Source organism: Variovorax sp. 10N420 (assembly GCF_056394705.1).
In genome coordinates this window covers 453,254-470,649 of record NZ_JBFTIJ010000004.1, presented here as the reverse complement: position 1 = coordinate 470,649, position 17,396 = coordinate 453,254, and the positions used below count along the sequence as shown (strand labels likewise).

The 17,396-nt window shown below is 64.0% G+C and carries 19 protein-coding genes; 7 read left to right on the top strand and 12 right to left on the bottom strand.

Annotated features, from left to right (window positions below; genetic code table 11):
- Positions 1-26 precede the first annotated feature (26 nt).
- Positions 27-482, bottom strand: a complete 456-nt coding sequence (locus AC1DEK_RS13375; RefSeq protein WP_478125705.1) for a GNAT family N-acetyltransferase — start codon at positions 480-482, stop codon at positions 27-29.
- 74 nt (positions 483-556) lie between these two features.
- Between AC1DEK_RS13375 and AC1DEK_RS13370 the strand changes: the two genes are divergently transcribed.
- On the top strand, positions 557-766 hold the full coding sequence (locus AC1DEK_RS13370; RefSeq protein WP_478125851.1) for a dodecin: 210 nt from the start codon (positions 557-559) through the stop codon (positions 764-766).
- A gap of 147 nt (positions 767-913) precedes the next feature.
- Here AC1DEK_RS13370 and AC1DEK_RS13365 read toward each other — a convergent pair whose 3' ends face one another.
- The 4 genes from AC1DEK_RS13365 to AC1DEK_RS13350 form a co-directional block, all read right to left on the bottom strand.
- Positions 914-1,159, bottom strand: a complete 246-nt coding sequence (locus tag AC1DEK_RS13365; protein ID WP_478125704.1) for a hypothetical protein — start codon at positions 1,157-1,159, stop codon at positions 914-916.
- A gap of 118 nt (positions 1,160-1,277) precedes the next feature.
- Positions 1,278-2,180: a ZIP family metal transporter gene (locus AC1DEK_RS13360; RefSeq protein ID WP_478125703.1), complete on the bottom strand. Its 903-nt coding sequence runs from the start codon at positions 2,178-2,180 to the stop codon at positions 1,278-1,280.
- Positions 2,181-2,255: 75 nt separating this feature from the next.
- A complete protein-coding gene (locus AC1DEK_RS13355; RefSeq protein ID WP_478125702.1) occupies positions 2,256-3,032 on the bottom strand; it encodes an aspartate/glutamate racemase family protein in 777 nt (258 codons plus the stop codon).
- Between the two features lie 146 nt (positions 3,033-3,178).
- A complete protein-coding gene (locus AC1DEK_RS13350; RefSeq protein ID WP_478125701.1) occupies positions 3,179-4,060 on the bottom strand; it encodes a transporter substrate-binding domain-containing protein in 882 nt (293 codons plus the stop codon).
- A 220-nt stretch (positions 4,061-4,280) separates the two neighbouring features.
- Here AC1DEK_RS13350 and AC1DEK_RS13345 point away from each other — a divergent pair, with 220 nt between their 5' ends.
- Positions 4,281-5,492, top strand: coding sequence for a D-amino acid dehydrogenase (locus tag AC1DEK_RS13345; RefSeq protein WP_478125850.1), 1,212 nt, complete (start codon positions 4,281-4,283; stop codon positions 5,490-5,492).
- 17 nt (positions 5,493-5,509) lie between these two features.
- Here AC1DEK_RS13345 and AC1DEK_RS13340 read toward each other — a convergent pair whose 3' ends face one another.
- From AC1DEK_RS13340 to xdhC, 6 genes are all read right to left on the bottom strand, one after another.
- Entirely contained in the window at positions 5,510-6,721 is a 1,212-nt protein-coding gene (locus AC1DEK_RS13340) for a beta-ketoacyl-[acyl-carrier-protein] synthase family protein (RefSeq protein ID WP_478125700.1), read from the bottom strand.
- Positions 6,718-6,978, bottom strand: a complete 261-nt coding sequence (locus AC1DEK_RS13335; protein WP_478125699.1) for an acyl carrier protein — start codon at positions 6,976-6,978, stop codon at positions 6,718-6,720. The genes AC1DEK_RS13340 and AC1DEK_RS13335 overlap by 4 nt, the downstream gene beginning before the upstream one ends.
- Positions 6,979-7,029: 51 nt before the next feature.
- On the bottom strand, positions 7,030-7,764 hold the full coding sequence (locus AC1DEK_RS13330; RefSeq protein WP_478125698.1) for a phosphatase PAP2 family protein: 735 nt from the start codon (positions 7,762-7,764) through the stop codon (positions 7,030-7,032).
- A gap of 67 nt (positions 7,765-7,831) precedes the next feature.
- A complete protein-coding gene (locus tag AC1DEK_RS13325; protein ID WP_478125697.1) occupies positions 7,832-9,166 on the bottom strand; it encodes a glycerate kinase type-2 family protein in 1,335 nt (444 codons plus the stop codon).
- A gap of 121 nt (positions 9,167-9,287) precedes the next feature.
- Complete coding sequence (locus tag AC1DEK_RS13320) at positions 9,288-10,493, bottom strand: urate hydroxylase PuuD (protein ID WP_478125696.1); 1,206 nt, start codon at positions 10,491-10,493, stop codon at positions 9,288-9,290.
- Positions 10,494-10,699: 206 nt separating this feature from the next.
- Positions 10,700-11,512, bottom strand: coding sequence for a xanthine dehydrogenase accessory protein XdhC (gene xdhC / locus AC1DEK_RS13315; RefSeq protein WP_478125695.1), 813 nt, complete (start codon positions 11,510-11,512; stop codon positions 10,700-10,702).
- 53 nt (positions 11,513-11,565) lie between these two features.
- Between xdhC and AC1DEK_RS13310 the strand changes: the two genes are divergently transcribed.
- The gene (locus tag AC1DEK_RS13310) at positions 11,566-12,111 is read left to right on the top strand and encodes a hypothetical protein (RefSeq protein WP_478125694.1); all 546 of its coding nucleotides are present in this window, start codon (positions 11,566-11,568) and stop codon (positions 12,109-12,111) included.
- Here AC1DEK_RS13310 and uraH read toward each other — a convergent pair.
- The gene (uraH, locus tag AC1DEK_RS13305) at positions 12,096-12,458 is read right to left on the bottom strand and encodes a hydroxyisourate hydrolase (protein ID WP_478125693.1); all 363 of its coding nucleotides are present in this window, start codon (positions 12,456-12,458) and stop codon (positions 12,096-12,098) included. The two genes, AC1DEK_RS13310 and uraH, sit on opposite strands and share 16 nt — an antisense overlap.
- Before the next feature lie 73 nt (positions 12,459-12,531).
- On the opposite strand from uraH, the gene AC1DEK_RS13300 reads away from it, so the two are divergent.
- The 4 genes from AC1DEK_RS13300 to AC1DEK_RS13285 all read left to right on the top strand — a co-directional run bounded on the left by AC1DEK_RS13300 (position 12,532) and on the right by AC1DEK_RS13285 (position 17,380).
- Positions 12,532-13,206 carry a GntR family transcriptional regulator gene (locus AC1DEK_RS13300; protein WP_478125692.1) on the top strand — a complete coding sequence of 225 codons (675 nt, stop codon included), beginning with the start codon at positions 12,532-12,534 and terminating at the stop codon, positions 13,204-13,206.
- A 175-nt stretch (positions 13,207-13,381) separates the two neighbouring features.
- Entirely contained in the window at positions 13,382-14,329 is a 948-nt protein-coding gene (gene puuE, locus AC1DEK_RS13295; RefSeq protein WP_478125691.1) for an allantoinase PuuE, read from the top strand.
- 4 nt (positions 14,330-14,333) lie between these two features.
- Entirely contained in the window at positions 14,334-16,139 is a 1,806-nt protein-coding gene (gene uraD, locus AC1DEK_RS13290; protein ID WP_478125690.1) for a 2-oxo-4-hydroxy-4-carboxy-5-ureidoimidazoline decarboxylase, read from the top strand.
- A 5-nt stretch (positions 16,140-16,144) separates the two neighbouring features.
- On the top strand, positions 16,145-17,380 hold the full coding sequence (locus AC1DEK_RS13285; RefSeq protein ID WP_478125689.1) for a M20 family metallopeptidase: 1,236 nt from the start codon (positions 16,145-16,147) through the stop codon (positions 17,378-17,380).
- The last annotated feature ends 16 nt before the right edge of the window (positions 17,381-17,396 follow it).

Below are 17,396 nucleotides of genomic sequence, written 5' to 3'. Positions count from 1 at the left end.
GACCGGGATTTCGACTGCGACGGCGACTACAGAGGCATCGTCATGAAGACGCTGTGCGGGTCATCGACGTAATCCGCGAACGGACCACAGCGCGTGAACCCGAACGATTCGTACAGCTTGTGCGCTGGCGCGAAAGCCTTCGTTCCGCCGGTTTCGAGGCTCAAGCGGGCATAGCCGCGCGCTTTCGCCTCTTCGATGATGCGGTGAACAACGGCGCGGGCGACCCCACGATTGCGATGTGCCTCCGCCGTTCGCATCGACTTGATTTCACCGTGCTCCGGCGAAAGCTCCCGAAGCGCGCCGCAACCCAGAAGCTGGTCGCCGTCCCACGCCGTCCAGAAGGTGACGTCCGGATGCCGCAGCTTCTCGATGTCCAGCGCGTGCACGCTGCCCGGCGGCGAAACCTCATGCATGCTGCGGAGGTGCTCGCCGAGCAATGCGTGGATCTGCGGACCTGAGAGATCGTCAACTCTGACTTGCATGACCAGAGAGGATATTCCAGCCCGAACGCCCCTGATGTGCCACCATGACGCAATCCATCGCCAAGGAAAACGCCATGTCCAACCACGTCTACAAGCTCATCGAGCTCACCGGCTCCTCCCCCACCAGCAGCGACGACGCCGTCAAGGCCGCCATCGCCAAGGCCAGCGAATCCGTCCGCAACATCCAGTGGTTCCAAGTCACAGAAACCCGCGGCCACGTAGTCAACGGCGAAGTCGCCCACTGGCAAGTAACCATCAAAGTAGGCTTCACCCTGGAAGCGTAAGGAAAACAGGGCCGCGCGAAGCGCGCCCGTTCCCCTTGGGGGCGAGCACCAGAAACACCGCGGAACTGGCTTTGCCAGGCCGCCGGTGTTGCCCCCGGTGGGGGGTGGAGAGCGACACGAAGTGCGCGAGCCTGGGGCGGAGCTCAGTCAATCAGGCGCCTGAATCACCCGATCGAATTCCTCGTCAGCCGGCACGTTGTCGGCATCCAGTTCGCTCGCATCCGTAAGGTCGATGCCCGTTTCTTCCGAAAGGTCGTCAGGTCCTTCGGCCTCCAGTTCGGAGTCCTCGAATTCGCCGTCTTCCGCGTCCTCCGGCAAGGTGTCTTCGGTTTCGTCGATCTCAGGTTCATCTGCGGCTTCTCCGGGACGCAGAAGGGGGTCGGCGCTGCTCATGATCTGACTCCTGGCTGACTGATATTGCGCATGATGCACCCCAAGTGTGAGCTCCGGTCGAACCAGCCGCTTGAACAAAGCGGCAACAAGCGTTTCAGAACGTGCGTTATGTGTCCATTCACTGCTGATGGCCATGCGCCTCGTGCGCGGCGCCCGCACCGTCGCTGCCGTGTTCATGGCCGTGCTCGCCGTGCGCGAGGCGACTCACCAGCGTCACGAGCGCGATACCGATGGCCAGCCACACGATCTGCATGGCCGTCTGGCGGGATGGCAGGCGCTTCTGCAGTTGGGGAATGAGGTCCGCGAGCGCGACATACACGAAACTGCTGGCAGCCAGAACGAGGAAATAAGGCAGCCATGCGTGAAGTCGGTCGACCAACCACCACCCGACCACACCGCCGAGCGCGGTCATCGTGCCGGCCAGCGACACTTTCACCAGCGCGGCCCGCTGATTCGCCGAACTCTGGCGAAGGACGATCAGGTCGCCGATGTGATGAGGCACCTCGTGCGCCAGCACCGCGACGGCGGCGACCAAGCCCAGGCGAAGGTCGGCGATGAATGCGGAAGCGATCAGGATTCCGTCGCCGAAGCAATGAACGCTGTCCCCCGTCAAGACGGCCCAGCCACCGCCCTTGCCGCTGCCGGCTTGCGCATGATGGTCCGCATGACCGTGCGAATGATCGTGTGAATGATCGTGTGCATGGGAATGGCCGTGACCATGGTGATGTTCATGCCCGTGGTGCCAGAGTTCAGCCTTGTCGAGCAGGAAGAAGAAAACCAGTCCGAACAGCAGCACGCCGAACAGCACGCCGGGCTCGATCCGGCTTTCGAAGGCTTCCGGCAGCAAGTGCATGAACGCAGTGGCCAGCAGCGCGCCCGCAGCCAGGCTCAACAGGTGCTGCGGATTCACGCCACCCGCGCCGCTTCTTCCCCTGACCCCGACGCGCAGCAACAGGGCAGCGATCCACACACTTCCGATGCCGGAAACCAGGGTCGCGGCGATGATGGCTAGCAAATTCATGACTACTTGCGCGTTGTTGTCAAAACAAAAGCCGTCCATCGGACGGCTCGGAGCGGGTTCATCTTATCAATCGTGTCAAGCCTGTCGGCGCGGCTCCTGCGCGTCACGTTCATTTGCAGTCGCTGCGTCATAGGCCCGCACGGCCAGCGCCGACGCCAGCACCCATGCAGGATCCACGAGCCGCAAGCCTTCAACCGCGGCGGAGCCATGCAGCCCCAGCGGGATCTCGGTGCAGCCCATGACGATGGCGACCTGTCCATGACGCTTCGCCAACTGCACGGCCACATCGGCAAAACACGATTCCGCCAGCACCATGTTGCCGGCCTTCACGCCGTCATAAATACCCCGCATCAGGATCTGGCGCTCGTCCGTCGTCGGCAGATGACACGCCATCCCCGCATCGGCCATCGCCTTTTCATAGAGCCCCACCCGATAGGTCCCTTCGGTCGCCATAAGCGCCACGTCTCTCACGCCCTGCGCAGCAAGATGGCCCGACACTTCGCGCGCCACGTGCAGGATCTCGACGTTCGGAAAGCGTGTCTGCAAAGCGCCGTGCCAGGCATGTGCCGTGTTGCACGCAATCGCCACTGCGCGACTGCCCAGCGCAGCAAGACGCCCCAGCGCCTGGAGCATCGGTTCGAGCGGCTGATGCGCGCCCAGATCGGACGAGTCCAGCGCACCGCTGCGATCCGGCACCGGCACCTGCGCCAGCCAGTGCTCCGGAAAGCCCTGGTCACTCACGGCCACGCCTCGCGCCCGCATCAGCCGCGCACAGGCCTCCACAAACAGCCGAACAAAGTCCGCCCCAGCCGCAGGCCCCATCCCGCCAAGAATGCCCACAGTCCGTGTCACTTCACACCTTCCAATAGTCAGTCACCCGCGCCCCGCCCCTTCCAGCCGAATTCCAGGAACACCGCGGACCGGCTTAGCCGGGCCGCCGGTGTTGCCCCCGGCAGGGGGTAGGAGGCCACACGAAGTGGGCAAGCCTGGGGGCGAACTCAAGTGGCGGGCTTGTCGCTGGGCGTCTTGATGTTTTCGCGCAGCTGAGGGCTCATCGGCAGGCCCAGCGCCGTACCGCGCGGCGGGATCGGCTGCATGAACCACTTGTCGTACATTTTTTCGAACGCACCGCTCTTCATGAGACCGATGATGGTGTCGTCCACCACCTTCTTGAAGGCGGGATCGTCCTTCGGCAGCATGCAACCGTAGGGCTCGACCTGCAGCGCATCGCCCACGACTTCGAAGTCGCCCGGGTTCTTGGCGTTGGCAATCTGCCCGAAGAGAAGGATGTCGTCCATGGCAAATGCCGCCGCGCGATCGGACTCCACGAGCAGGAAAGCATCGGCATGGTCCTTCGCAAGCACGATGTCCATGTCGAGGTTCTTCTCGGTGTTGTACTTGCGCATGACCATCGCGTTGGTGGTGCCGGTGGTGGTGGCCACGTTCTTCTTCGCCAGGTCCGGGTAGTTCTTGATCTTCGAGGACTTCTTCACCAGCAGTCGCGTGCCCGTGTAGAAGTGATTGATCGCAAACGCGACATCCTTGCCGCGCGCAGTGTTGTTGGTGGTCGATCCGCATTCGAGATCGATCGTGCCGTTCTGCAGCAAAGGAATGCGATTGGCCGACGTGACCGGCATCATCGCGACTTCGAGATTGGGTTTATTGAGCTTCTTCTTGACCGCCTCGACGACCGCATTCGAAAGCTCGACCGAGAAGCCGATCGGCTTGTTGCCATCGAGATAGCTGAAAGGCACGGAGGACTCGCGGTATGCCAGCGTGATCTTGCCGGTTTCGGCGATCTTCGCGAGAGTGTCGGCAGCTTGCGCGCCGGTCGCGATGCCAGCGAGCAAGACGGTGGCCATCAAGGCGGAAACTTTCATGCGAGCCCTTTCAGTGACTAGAACGATGAGGAAGATGCAACGGAGTGTAGGAAGCATTCCTGCGAGCGTCACAATTCCTTTTGCACGCATGCCCATGTCCAAATGTTATGGATGCCGCATCCCATGAGCTTTGGCTATGGCCCGCGGCGCTTTCGGCATTTCCCGGCCACGCTGCATGGCCCTAGAGTCGACCGCTCCAAACAACAAGAGGAATGACGTGATGCACGTGTGCGTGTTGGGCGCCGGCGTCGTGGGGCTGGCCACCGCATGGCAGTTGAACCGCCAGGGCTTCGAAGTCAGCGTGATCGACCGCGCGATACCCGGCGCCGGCGCGAGTGGCGGCAATGGCGCGCAGCTGAGCTATTCGTACGTGCAACCGCTGGCCGATCCATCGATATGGCGGCAGTTGCCAAAGCTGCTGCTGTCACCCGCCTCCCCGCTCAAACTGAAGCCGCAACTCGATCCGGTGCAGTGGCGTTGGGGCTTGGCTTTTCTCGCGGCTTGCAATGCGCAGACCTCGCGCGAGACCACGGCCCGCCTTCTCGCGCTGGCCGCCGAGAGCCGCGATGCGTTCGAGCAGATGCGCGCCGACATCGATCCCGACTGCGATTTCTCGGCCACCGGCAAGCTCGTGCTGTATTCAAGCGAAACGTCGCTCGAAGGCGCACGCCGGCAACTCGAGCTCCAACGCACGATGGGAAGCGAGCAGCGTCTGGTCACGCCCGACGAATGCATCGCGATCGAACCTGCGTTGGCGGATTACCGCGACCAGATGGTGGGCGCGATCCACACGCCCAGCGAGTGCGCGGCGGACTGTCTCAAGGTCTGCTCTGAGCTCGTGCGCGCCCTGCAGGCGCTCGGGGTGCGGTTTCTCCTGAACACCGAGATCAACGGCTTCGACATTCGCAGCGGCAAGGTCGTCGCCGTCCAAACGGGGAGCGGCGATGTCGCGGCCGATGCGTTCGTGATGGCGCTCGGGACCGCGTCGAACCGGCTAGGTCGGCAGTTGGGCGCTTATTTGCCCGTCTACCCGCTCAAGGGCTACAGCATCACGGTCGACGTCGATTCATCGCCCGGCGCGGCGCCCCGTGTGAACGTGACCGACAGTGCCCGCAAAGTGGTGTTCGCGCGCATCGGTTCTCGGCTGCGCGTGGCCGGCATGGCCGAGCTCGTGGGCCATGACGCCAGCATTCCTGCCACGCGCATCGAAACGCTCGCAGAAGCGACCCGCTCGGTGTTTCCGCGGGCGGGCCGGTTCGATTCACTGCATCCGTGGACTGGCATGCGCCCGGCAACGCCTACCGGCGTGCCGATGGTCGGCCGGCTGGCAAGCGCTCCGCGGAACATGCTCTTCAATACGGGCCACGGTGCGTTGGGGTTCACCCTGGCCTTCGGTTCCGCCCGGCAAATCGGCCGGGATCTGGGCGGCTGATCACCGCGCCATGAGGCTCAGGTGCGCGTGAACAGAAGCACCGAGTTCGTGCCGCCGAACGCAAATGAATTGCTGATCGCAGCTTGGAGCCCGGGCGCCGCCATGCCTGATGCCGGTGTCAGGTTCAGCCTGCAGTCCGGATCCTGCGCGGCGCAATGGGCGTTGGGAGGCAGTTCGCGCGCTTGCAAGGCCAGCACGGTCACAGCCGCCTCCAGCGCACCGGCAGCTCCAAGCAAGTGGCCGTGCAAGGCCTTGGTCGAGCTGACACTCAACTGGTCGAGGTCGTCACCCCACACTTCGGCCAGGGCTGCGCTCTCGACCAAGTCGCCGATGCGCGTGGCCGTGCCGTGCGCGTTGCAGTAACCGACGTCACGCGCTTGCAATCCAGCCTGCCGCAAGGCTTGCCGAACGGCCCGTGCCTGGCCGTGCGAATCGGGCTTGGTCAGGTGCGAGGCATCGCAGCTCTGACCCCAGCCGGCGAGCATGGCGCGAATGCGCGCGCCACGTGCGCGAGCGCGTTCGGCGGATTCAAGGACTAGAAAAGCGGCGCCCTCGCCCAGCGCGAAACCCTTGCGATCGCTCGCGAACGGTCGAATGGCCGTCGCCTCTTCGCCAGGCGCGAAGCTGGCGAGTGTCTGCATGGCCTGCCACGCCATGATGACGCCGGGCACGATGAGAGCCTCGCTGCCGCCGGCGATCGCCAGGTCCACGTCTCCGCGCTGGATCGCCTTCGCGGCTTCGGCGATGGCGATGCTCGATGACGCGCAAGCAACCGAATAGGTCAACACCGGCCCATGAACTCGATGGCGCATCGCGATATGCGAGGCCGGCGCATTGGGCATATAGGCGGGAATGGTCAAGGGCGGCACGCGGCCGTTGCCACGGTAGGCAGCATCCAGGGACGCCGCGCCGCCCATTCCGCAGCCAGCGAACACGCCGACACGCTCAGGATCGAGTCCGGCGGCCGCGGCCGCGATGCCAGCGTCGCTCATTGCCATGTCCGCTGCTGCAACCGCAAGTTGGCTGACGCGGTCGACCCCGGCAAGCTGAAGCTTGGTAAACCAACGGGATTCGTCGAACGCCACGGTCGCTGCCGCGGCGGGTTTTGGCAGGTCCGGGAAAACAGGCCTGAGCGCGGACTCGCCTCGCAGCAGCGCCAAGAACATCGCGTCAGGATCTTCGCCGTGCGGCGCCACGACGCCCAGGCCGGTGACCGCTATCGGGTTCACGTCGTCTGCGATGCTCGCGCCTTGTCGACCACGGCGGCCAGCTCGGCCAAGGTGTCGATGTTCGGGTCGTCGTCCGGCATCGTGATGCCGAAGTGGTCTTCGATCGCGAAAACGAATTCGACCAAAGCCAACGAATCGAAGCCTTTCTCGCGCATGGAGGCGTTGGGGTCGAGTCCCGACGCTTCGATGCCGTACTTCTCGTGGATGAGATCCTGCAGTTCCTTGAGCGAACTCTGTGATGCGGTGTCTGTCGTCATACTCTGGCCGTCGACCGGCCGACGGCAATGTTGGTTGTGCCTGCCCGCAACTCAACCCCTCCTGGGCAGTGAAATTCCATGATATCCGCTCCGCCTTTGCGCCCATTCGCCTCGTCCCGGGCGCCAATGCAATGACGGAAGCGCGAAGGCAACCCCCAGCAGCGCGCCGGCAACGGCATCGAGCACCACGTGTTGCCTCACGGCCAGGGTCGAATACGCAATCGCGGCAAACCACGCCCAGTTGATCAGCCGAAGCCACACTGGCGCTCGCGCCCCGCGAAGAATGTGTTCGACCCAGATGGCGGTAAAGATCGCGATCGCCACGTGCATCGATGGGCAGGCGTTGCCCGCAGCGTCGACGCCCTGGAGGATGGCAAAGCCCGGGAAGTCGGAGGTGTCGGTGGAGATCGGCGGGATCTGGGTCGGCCAGAGATAGAAGAGGCCGAGGCCGGTCAGGCAGAGGGCGCCCACCCACAGGCCATACGAGACCAACTCCTTGAAAGTGAGTTGAAGCCCCGGTGCCACGCCCACATAGACCCACAACGAAAAATAGGCAATAAGCGCTTGCGGCTGGAATGGGATCAGATGGTCGAGCGCCGTCAAAGGCATCACCGTGACCGGATTGACTGGCTCGCGCAGGAGATGAAAGTATCCGAGGAAGAAGACCCAGGTAAAGGCCGTGGTTCCGGCCACTTTCAAGAGCAGATGCCGACGAATCCGCAGGCCGATGTCGGCGGTCCAGCGATGGGCTGGATAGGACACGAGGCCCAGATGGCTTTGATTCATGCAGTCGGTGTTTTCGGTTTTCCCGGGGGCGAAGCATGCCTGTTGCCCGCTCGAACCGCAAACCTGATTACAGAATCAACAATGCCCGAAAGTCATTGACGTTGGTGTGTGTCGGTCCAGTGACCAGCAAATCGCCGATCGCGTCGAAGTAGCCGTAGGCGTCGTTGCGGTCGAGGTGATCGTTGAGCTTTCGGCCCGCGGCCTCGGCGCGGCCAAGCGTGTCGGGCGTGACGAAGGCACCGGCATTGTCTTCGACGCCGTCGATGCCGTCGGTGTCGGCGGCGAGTGCCCAGATGTCATCGCGGCCCGCGAGCGCACCAGCCAGGCCCATGCAGAACTCGCCCGCGCGGCCGCCTCGGCCTTTGGCTTGTCCGGGCCGGCGCGGGCGGATCGTGACGGTGGTTTCTCCGCCCGAGAGAATGACGCATGGCCGGGCAAAAGGCTCTCCGCGCAAGGACACCGAGCGTGCCAGCGCGCCATGCACCTTGCCGACTTCGCGTGATTCGCCTTCCATTTCGTCACTGAGGATGTGCGCCACGACGCCCGCCGCGCGTGCCGCCGCCGCAGCGGCTTCCAGCGATTGCTGGGGCGTGGCGATCAGGTGCGTCACGTGGTTCTTGAACACGGCGTCGTCGGGCTTGGGCGTTTCGAGGGCCCCGCTTTCGAGCCGGGCGCGCACGGGCGCCGGCACTTCGATGCGGTAGCGGTCGAGAATTGCCAGCGCGTCGGCGCACGTGCTTGCATCGGGCACCGTAGGACCGCTGGCGATGACGGCCGGGTCATCGCCGGGAACATCGCTGATCGTGAGCGTCACGACCTGCGCCGATCCGCAAGCAGCCGCCAGGCGCCCGCCCTTGATGCGCGACAGGTGCTTGCGCACGCAGTTCATTTCGCCGATGTGAGCGCCCGATTCGAGCAACTGCGTGTTGATGCGCTGCTTGTCCGCCAAGGTCAGTCCTTCGGCCGGCAACGTCAGCAACGACGAGCCGCCGCCCGAAATCAGGCACAGCACCAGGTCATCGGCCGTGAGCCCCTGGGTCAGGGCCAGGATGCGCTCGGCGGCCTTCATCCCTGCTTCGTCGGGCACGGGATGCGCTGCCTCGACAACCTCGACGCGCTGCGCCAACCCTTCGGGACGCGGCGGAACATGACCGTAGCGCGTCACCACCAGCCCCGACAGCGGCGCCTCGGCCGGCCAGAGTGCCTCCAGCGCCTGCGCCATTGATGCGCCGGCCTTGCCCGCGCCAAGGACCAGAGTGCGCCCCTTCGGCGGCTCCGGAAGACAAGGGCCCATGCTCGCAAGCGGCAGCGCGCGTTCGACCGCCACCCGATAGAGATGTTCAAGAAATTGACGCGGCGCGCCCTGAGCGTCGGGAATGGGCGAAGTGTTCAAAGAGCTCATGATCTTTCCTTGTCTCCCCACATTGTCTCAACCCCACTGCCAGCCACCGCCCGCCACCACCTGCCAGAGGGCCGCCGCGCTCGGCTGGGCGAAGCGACACGCAGTGCGCGCAGCCTGGGGGTTACTTGGTACTTGCTCCGCCCTCGAACCACTTGGCGATCAGCCCACGCTCGGCATCGGTGATGCCGGTCGCATTGTTCATCGGCATGATCTTCGTCACGACCACCTGCTGATAGACCGCCTGGGCGTGCGCCGCGACCTGATCGGGCGCGTCGAGCCGCACGTTTTTCATCTGCACCTGCGCGCCGTGGCACATGTAGCAACGTTGCTCGAGCACCTTCTGGATTTGGGCGAACGACACCTTTTGCGACGCTGCGCCAGCCACCGGCTCAGCAGCGGGCTCCGGCTTCATCCACACAATGCTCAGGCCGAGCACCGCAACACCGAAGAGCGCATACGGAGCGGGATTGCGCGCGTTGCCCAGCTTGAACCGATGGCGCACCACGAAGAACTGCCGGATCCCCGCGCCACCGAGCATGATCAGCAGCAGCACGATCCAGTTGTACTTGTGCGTGTACGTAAAGCTGTAGTGGTTGCTCAGCATCGCGAACAGCACCGGCAGCGTGAAGTAGGTGTTGTGCACGCTGCGCTGCTTGCCGCGCTGCCCGTGGATCGGATCGACAGGCCTGCCTTCGCGCAGCGCCGCGACGTTTTTGCGCTGGCCAGGGATGATCCAGAAGAAGACATTGCCGCTCATGGTGGTCGCCATCATGGCGCCGACCAGCAGGAACGCAGCGCGGCCGGCGAACCAGTGGCATGCGAGCCATGCGGCAAACGCGATGAAGATCGCCACCAGCACACCAACGATGGTGTCGCCGTTCTTGCGTTGACCAAAGACCTGGCAGATGCTGTCGTACACCATCCAGAAAACCACGAAGAAGGCCACTGCCACGGCAATGGCAGCCCCGGGCTGCCAGTCCATCTTCGATTTGTCGATGAGGTAGGTGCTGGCATTCCACAGGTAGGACATCGTGAAGAGCGCGAAGCCCGTGAGCCACGTCGAATAGCTCTCCCAGTACGACCAGTGCAGATGGTCCGGCAGCCGCTTGGGCGCCAGCGCGTACTTCTGCATGTTGTAGAAGCCGCCGCCATGCACCGCCCATTGCTCGCCGCCGACCCCCTTGTCCAGCGATTCCTGGTCTTCCGGCTTTTCGAGGCTGTTGTCCAGCATCACGAAGTAGAAGGAAGCGCCGATCCATGCGATGGCGGTGATGACGTGGACCCAGCGCAGCAGCAGATTGGCCCAGTCGAGGTAATAGCTTTCCATTGACTCTCAACCTTGTCGGCGTGTGAGGACGCCGTGGTGTTCAGGCCTGCTCACCACTGCGGGCGCTGTAAGCAGAAATAGTGCCGCGAACGCAGGCCATCGAATGGGCCTCGCTCCGCTGCGGCTTGTGGACTGAAGTGTATACACTCTTGCGAGGGAAGTTTCGGGTTTTGCGCGACGCGACGTGCTGGAAAACCCTGAGCGCCTCATGCGGACGGAAGCGATTGCAACAACTGTGCCGCCACGGCCACCGCGATCACTTCGGGCTCTTTGCGCGTGATGCCGGGCACGCCGATCGGGCAAGTCACGCGGTCCATCTCTTCGGCCGTAAAACCGCGCGCCTCGAGACGATGACGAAAGGTCGCCCATTTCGTCTTGCTGCCGATCAAGCCGATGTAAGGGAGATCGTCGCGCTCGCGAAGGCGCTTCAAGCAGGCGATCACGATATCCAGATCTTCGGCATGGCTGAAGCTCATGATCAGCACGCGCGAGCCCGGCGCGAGCTGCGCCACCGCTTGCTGCACGGGTTCGGAATATTCGGTGTCGATCTGCGCCGGAAGGTCTTCGGGGAAGATGCCGTCGCGGCTGTCGATCCAGCGCACGGCAAACGGCAAGGTCGCGAGCAGCCGCGCCAGTGCCGCGCCGACGTGACCGCCCCCGAACAAGGCCACCGGCTCGAGATGGGCCAGCAGGTCGGATTGCAGCGCCTTCGCGTCGGATGCGTCGATGCGGCGGTACGACAGAAACACGACACCGCCGCAACACTGGCCGAGACTCGGGCCCAGCGGATAGCGCCGCACGCCTTCGATGGGCGGGCCGCCCGCGAGCCAGGCGCGCGCTTCATCGGCCGCCTGGAATTCGAGTTGGCCGCCGCCGATGGTGGCGGTCAGCCCATCAGCCCACACAGCCATCCACGTGCCCGCCTCGCGCGGCACGGATCCCTGGGTTGATTCGACGCGCACAAGAATGCCGGATTCACCCTGCAAGCGCGCAAGCAGTTCGTCCACGGCGCCGGTCATGGACGAAACCTCACGTTGCGGAAGCCAGACCCAGTCACGGTATAACCGCGCCGATGAAATTGCAGATCACGTCGCGCCGCCTCGCACTGACGGCCGCCCTTGCCTCCAGCCTGTGGCTGGTCGGTTGCGGTACCGCCCCGCTGACTGGGGCCGTCCCAGGCCAGCTCAGCAACGCCAAGCCCGACCCGGGCGACAGCAGCCGCCCCCGGCCGCGCGCATCGACCGCGGCGACGGCCCGCGACTACCGGCGCGATGCCGCACGCCACGTCTATGACATCAACAAGCGCCGCATCTATGAAGGCCAGTTGCCGCCGCTGCTCTATGCGGTCGGCACGTTGCAGGTCGATCTCGACGCGAGCGGCAACGTCGTGTCGATGCACTGGATGCGCGCACCGCAGCATGCGCCCGAGGTGATTGCCGAGATCGAGCGCACCGTGCTTTCGGCAGCGCCCTTTCCGGCCCCGACCCGAATGGGCAAGGTGACTTGGACCGATACCTGGCTGTGGGACGAAGGGGGGCATTTCCAGCTCGACACATTGACCGAAGGGCAATTGCAAGGCTTTCAAGACTCGAACGGCTCGGGTCACGAACCCCTGTAGGTCGAGTAGCTCCAGGGGCTCACCAGCAACGGCACGTGATAGTGCTGGTCGGTGCGCGCAACACCAAAATCGAGCGCCACGCGATTCAGGAAATTAGGCTCCGGCAGATCCACGCCGCGCGCCTTGAAATAACCGGCGACATCGAAAACGAGGCGGTAAGTGCCGGCCCTCAACGAGTTGTTGTCGTAGAGCGGGCCATCGCTGCGCCCATCGGCATTCAGCGTGAAGCGCCTGACGAGCGTGGCACGCGCGTCTTCGCCAGTGCCGTCGGTGGTGAACAAGGCGACCTCCATGCCGGCGGCCGGCGTGCCGTGCATCGTGTCCAGTACGTGGGTGCTCAGGCCCATGGATGTGCTCCTTAGTGCATTGGGGAAACTGCGGTCGACAAAAGTGTATACAGTTCCTGGCTTTGGGTCTATCATGAAAAACATGGACTCGACCACGACCCGCGCCATCGTCGACGCACTCACCAAGGCCATTGTGGAACACCGGCTTCAACCCGGCAGCAAGCTCGCCGAACAGAAGCTGGCGGACCACTTCGGCGTGTCGCGGACGCTGGTGCGCCAGGCGCTCTTTCAGCTTTCGCAGAACAAGCTGATCCGCCTCGAACCGGCGCGCGGCGCATTCGTCGCCGCACCCGAGGTCGACGAGGCCAAGCAGGTGTTCGCAGTGCGCCGCATGCTCGAAGCGGAAATGACGCGCGCCTTCGTCCGCAGCGTGACGCCGGCCAAGATCAAGGCGCTCAAGGAGCACGTGGCGCTCGAAAAGGCCGCAGTTTCCGGCGAGGATATTTCCGGCCGCACCGAACTGCTCGGCGATTTTCACGTTCGCATGGCCGAACTCATGGGCAACGCGGTGTTGGCGCAGATCCTCGGCGAACTGATCTCGCGCTGCGCGCTGATCACGCTCATGTACCAAAGCGCGAGCGCGGCCGAGCATTCGAACGACGAGCACGCCGACATCGTGAAGGCGCTGGCCGCCAAGGACGAAGAACGCGCCGTGCGCCTGATGACCGAACACCTCGAGCACGTCGAAGCCAACCTCACCTTTGACCGCAAGGTCCCCACCCACGACATCAGCCTAGCATTGGCATGAAAAACACCCCCGTTGCTTGCTCAGTTCGTGTTTCACCAACGAGCCTGGCTGTGCCGGCTGCGCGAAGCGCGCCCGTTCAGAGGCAGCCATGGAACCGGCTTCGCCGGGCCATCGGCGGCGCCCCCGGCAGGGGGTGGGCGCCCGACACGAAGTGCGGGCAACCTGGGGGCGAGCAATGATTTACGACACCACCCTGCCCTATCCGCGCGATCTCGTCGGCTACGGCCGCAATCCGCCGCATGCGCAATGGCCCGGCAACGCGCGCATTGCCGTGCAGTTCGTGCTGAACTATGAAGAAGGCGGCGAGAACTGCGTGCTGCATGGCGACGCGGGCTCCGAGCAATTCCTCTCGGAGATGTTCAATCCCGCGAGCTTTCCGGACCGCCACATCAGCATGGAAGGCATCTACGAGTACGGTTCGCGCGCCGGCGTGTGGCGCATCCTGCGCGAATTCGAGAAGCGAAGCTTGCCGCTGACGGTCTTCGGCGTCGGCATGGCCCTGGAGCGCTATCCCGAACTGGCCGTTGCCTTCAAGGAACTGGGCCACGAGATCGCCTGCCACGGCTGGCGCTGGATTCACTACCAGGGCCTGGACGAAGCGACCGAGCGCGAGCACATGCGCCTGGGCATGCAGGCCATCGAACAGCTCACCGGCGAGCGTGCGCTCGGCTGGTATACGGGCCGCGACAGCCCGCGCACCCGCCGTCTGGTGGCCGACTACGGCGGCTTCGAGTACGACAGCGACTACTACGGCGACGATCTCCCTTTCTGGATGAAGGTGCGCAAGACCGATGGCAATGTCGTGCCCCAGCTGATCGTGCCTTACACGCTCGATTGCAATGACATGCGCTTTGCACTGCCGCAGGGCTACTCGCACGCCGACCCGTTCTTCCAATACATGAAGGACAGCTTCGACGCGCTGTATGCCGAAGGCGACGAGGCACCGAAGATGATGAGCATCGGCATGCACTGCCGCCTGCTCGGACGACCCGGCCGCATTACCGCGCTGCAACGCTTTCTCGACCACATCGCTGCGCACGACCGCGTCTGGGTGTGCCGCCGACTCGACATCGCGCGGCACTGGAAGGCGACGCATCCCTATGTCGCCACGAACGGAGACTGATTCCATGGCCACCACCGCACCCGCAACTCTCGGCACTCTCACCATTGACCAGCTCAATGCCGCATCCACCGAAGCGTTGGTTTCGCTGCTCGACGGCGTCTACGAGCACTCGCCATGGATTGCCGAACGCGCAGCCAAGGCGCGCCCCTTTCGTTCGCTGGCGCACCTGAAACATGCGTTGGTCCAAGTCGTCACCGCGGCATCGCGCGACGAACAACTGGGCCTCATCCGTGCCCACCCTGAACTCGCCGGCAAGGCGATGGTCAGCAAGAGCCTCACCGCTGAATCGACGAACGAGCAGAACAAGGCGGGCCTCACCAACTGCACGCCTGAAGAGTTCGCCAAGATCCAGCAGCTCAATGCCGACTACAACGCCAAATTCGGTTTTCCGTTCATCCTTGCCGTGCGCGGGCCGCGCGGCACCGGCCTTCTCAAGCGGGAAATCATCGACACCTTCGAGCGCCGGCTGCATCACCATCCCGACTTCGAAATCGGCGAGGCGCTGCGCAACATCCATCGCATCGCCGAGATCCGGCTCGACGATAAATTCGGCGTCGAACCCACATTGGGCAATGACGTGTGGGACTGGCATGAAAAGCTCGCGGTACACACCGATCCCGGCTATGCGGAAAAGGGACAACTCACCGTCACCTATCTCACCGATGCGCACCGCGCCTGCGCGCAGCAGATCGCGCAGAACATGCGCGATGCCGGCTTCGACAGCGTGAACATCGATGCGGTCGGCAATGTGGTCGGCCGCTACGAAGGCAGCACACCCGGCGCCAAGACCCTGCTGACCGGCTCCCACTACGACACCGTTCGCAACGGGGGCAAGTACGACGGCCGGCTCGGCATCTTCGTGCCCATGGCCTGCGTTCGCGAACTCAAGCGCCAGAACCGCCGGCTGCCCTTCGGCTTCGAAGTGGTCGGGTTTGCCGAAGAAGAAGGCCAGCGCTACAAGGCGACCTTTCTCGGTTCTGGTGCGCTGATCGGGCATTTCGATCCGAGCTGGCTCGACCAGAAGGACGCCGACGGCATCACCATGCGCGAAGCGCGCCAGCATGCCGGGCTTAAGGACGAGGACATCCTGAAGATCCAGCGCGATCCGTCGAAGTACCTCGGTTTCGTCGAAGTGCACATCGAGCAAGGCCCCGTGCTGACCGAACTGGATCTGCCACTGGGTATCGTCACCTCGATCAACGGCAGTGTGCGCTATGTCGGCGAGGTGATCGGCATGGCGAGCCACGCCGGCACGACACCCATGGACCGCCGGCGCGATGCTGCTGCGGCGGTGGCGGAACTCATACTGTTCGCGGAAAAGCGGGCGGCAAAGGATGGCGATTCTGTCGCAACCGTCGGAATGCTCGAAGTGCCGAACGGCTCCATCAACGTGGTACCGGGCCGTTGCAAGTTCAGTCTGGACCTGCGTGCGCCGAACAACGCGCAGCGCGACGCATTGGCCGAAGACGTGCTGAATGCGCTGAAGGAAATCTGCGAGCGCCGCGGCGTGCGCCACACGCTCGAGGAGACCATGCGCGCCGCAGCGGCGCCGAGCGCCCCCGAGTGGCAGAAGCGCTGGGAAAAGGCCGTGGACGCATTGGGCGTGCCGCTCTTTCGCATGCCCAGCGGCGCGGGCCATGATGCGATGAAGCTGCACGAGGTCATGCCGCAGGCCATGCTCTTCGTGCGCGGCATCAATTCGGGCATCAGCCACAACCCGCTCGAATCGAGCACCAACGACGACATCCAGCTGGCGGTGCAAGCCTTTCAGCTGCTGCTCGATGACCTCGCCACCGCACAAGCCACCTGAACATCATGACCGACTACAACAAACTCGACGCCTGGATCGACGCGCACTTCGACGAGGAAGTGCGCTTTCTGCAGGAACTCGTGCGCGTGCCCACCGACACGCCGCCCGGCAACAACGCGCCGCACGCAGACAGAACCGCGGAGCTGATCCAGGCCTTCGGCTTCGAGGCTGAAAAGCACGCAGTGCCAGCGCAGGAGGTGAAGGACTACGGTCTCGAATCGATCACCAACCTGATCGTGCGACGCAAGTACGGCAATGCTGGCGGTGGCGGCATCACGGTGGCACTGAACGCCCACGGCGATGTGGTCCCGCCCGGCGAAGGATGGACACACGACCCCTATGGCGGCGAAATCGACAACGGCAGCCTCTATGGCCGTGCCGCGGCAGTGAGCAAGAGCGATTTCGCGAGCTTCACCTTTGCGCTGCGCGCGCTCGAAGCCGTCGCCAAGCCGACCCGAGGCAGCGTCGAACTGCACTTCACATATGACGAGGAGTTCGGCGGCATCCTCGGCCCCGGCTGGTTGCTCAAGCAGGGGCTGACCAAGCCTGACTTGATGATCGCCGCCGGATTCAGCTATGAAGTGGTCACCGCGCACAACGGCTGCCTGCAGATGGAAGTCACCGTACACGGCAAGATGGCGCATGCCGCCATCCCGACCACCGGCGTCGACGCACTAGGGGGCGCGGTGCACATCCTCAATGCGCTCTATGCGCAGAACACGCTCTATCAGCAAGTGACTTCGAGGGTCGAAGGCATCACGCATCCGTACCTCAACGTCGGCCGTATCGAAGGTGGCACCAACACCAACGTGGTCCCCGGCAAGGTGGTGTTCAAGCTCGACCGCCGCATGATCCCCGAGGAGAACCCCGTCGAAGTCGAAGCCACCATCCGCAAGGTGATCACCGACAGCGCGGCGCAGATGCCGGGCATCAGCGTCGACATCAAGCGACTGCTCCTGGCCAATTCGATGAAGCCGATGCCAGGCAACAAGCCGCTGGTGGACGCGATCCAGAAGCACGGCGAGGCGATTTTCGGGGAGCCGATCAAGGCGATGGGAACGCCGCTCTACACCGATGTACGGCTGTACGGTGAAGCCGGCATTCCGGGCGTGATCTACGGCGCCGGCCCGCGCACCGTCCTCGAATCGCACGCCAAGCGCAACGACGAGCGGGTGGTACTTGAAGACTTGCGACGCGCAACCAAGGTGATTGCGCGGACCTTGAGCGACCTGCTCGCCTGAGGCTGAATCGAGCCGC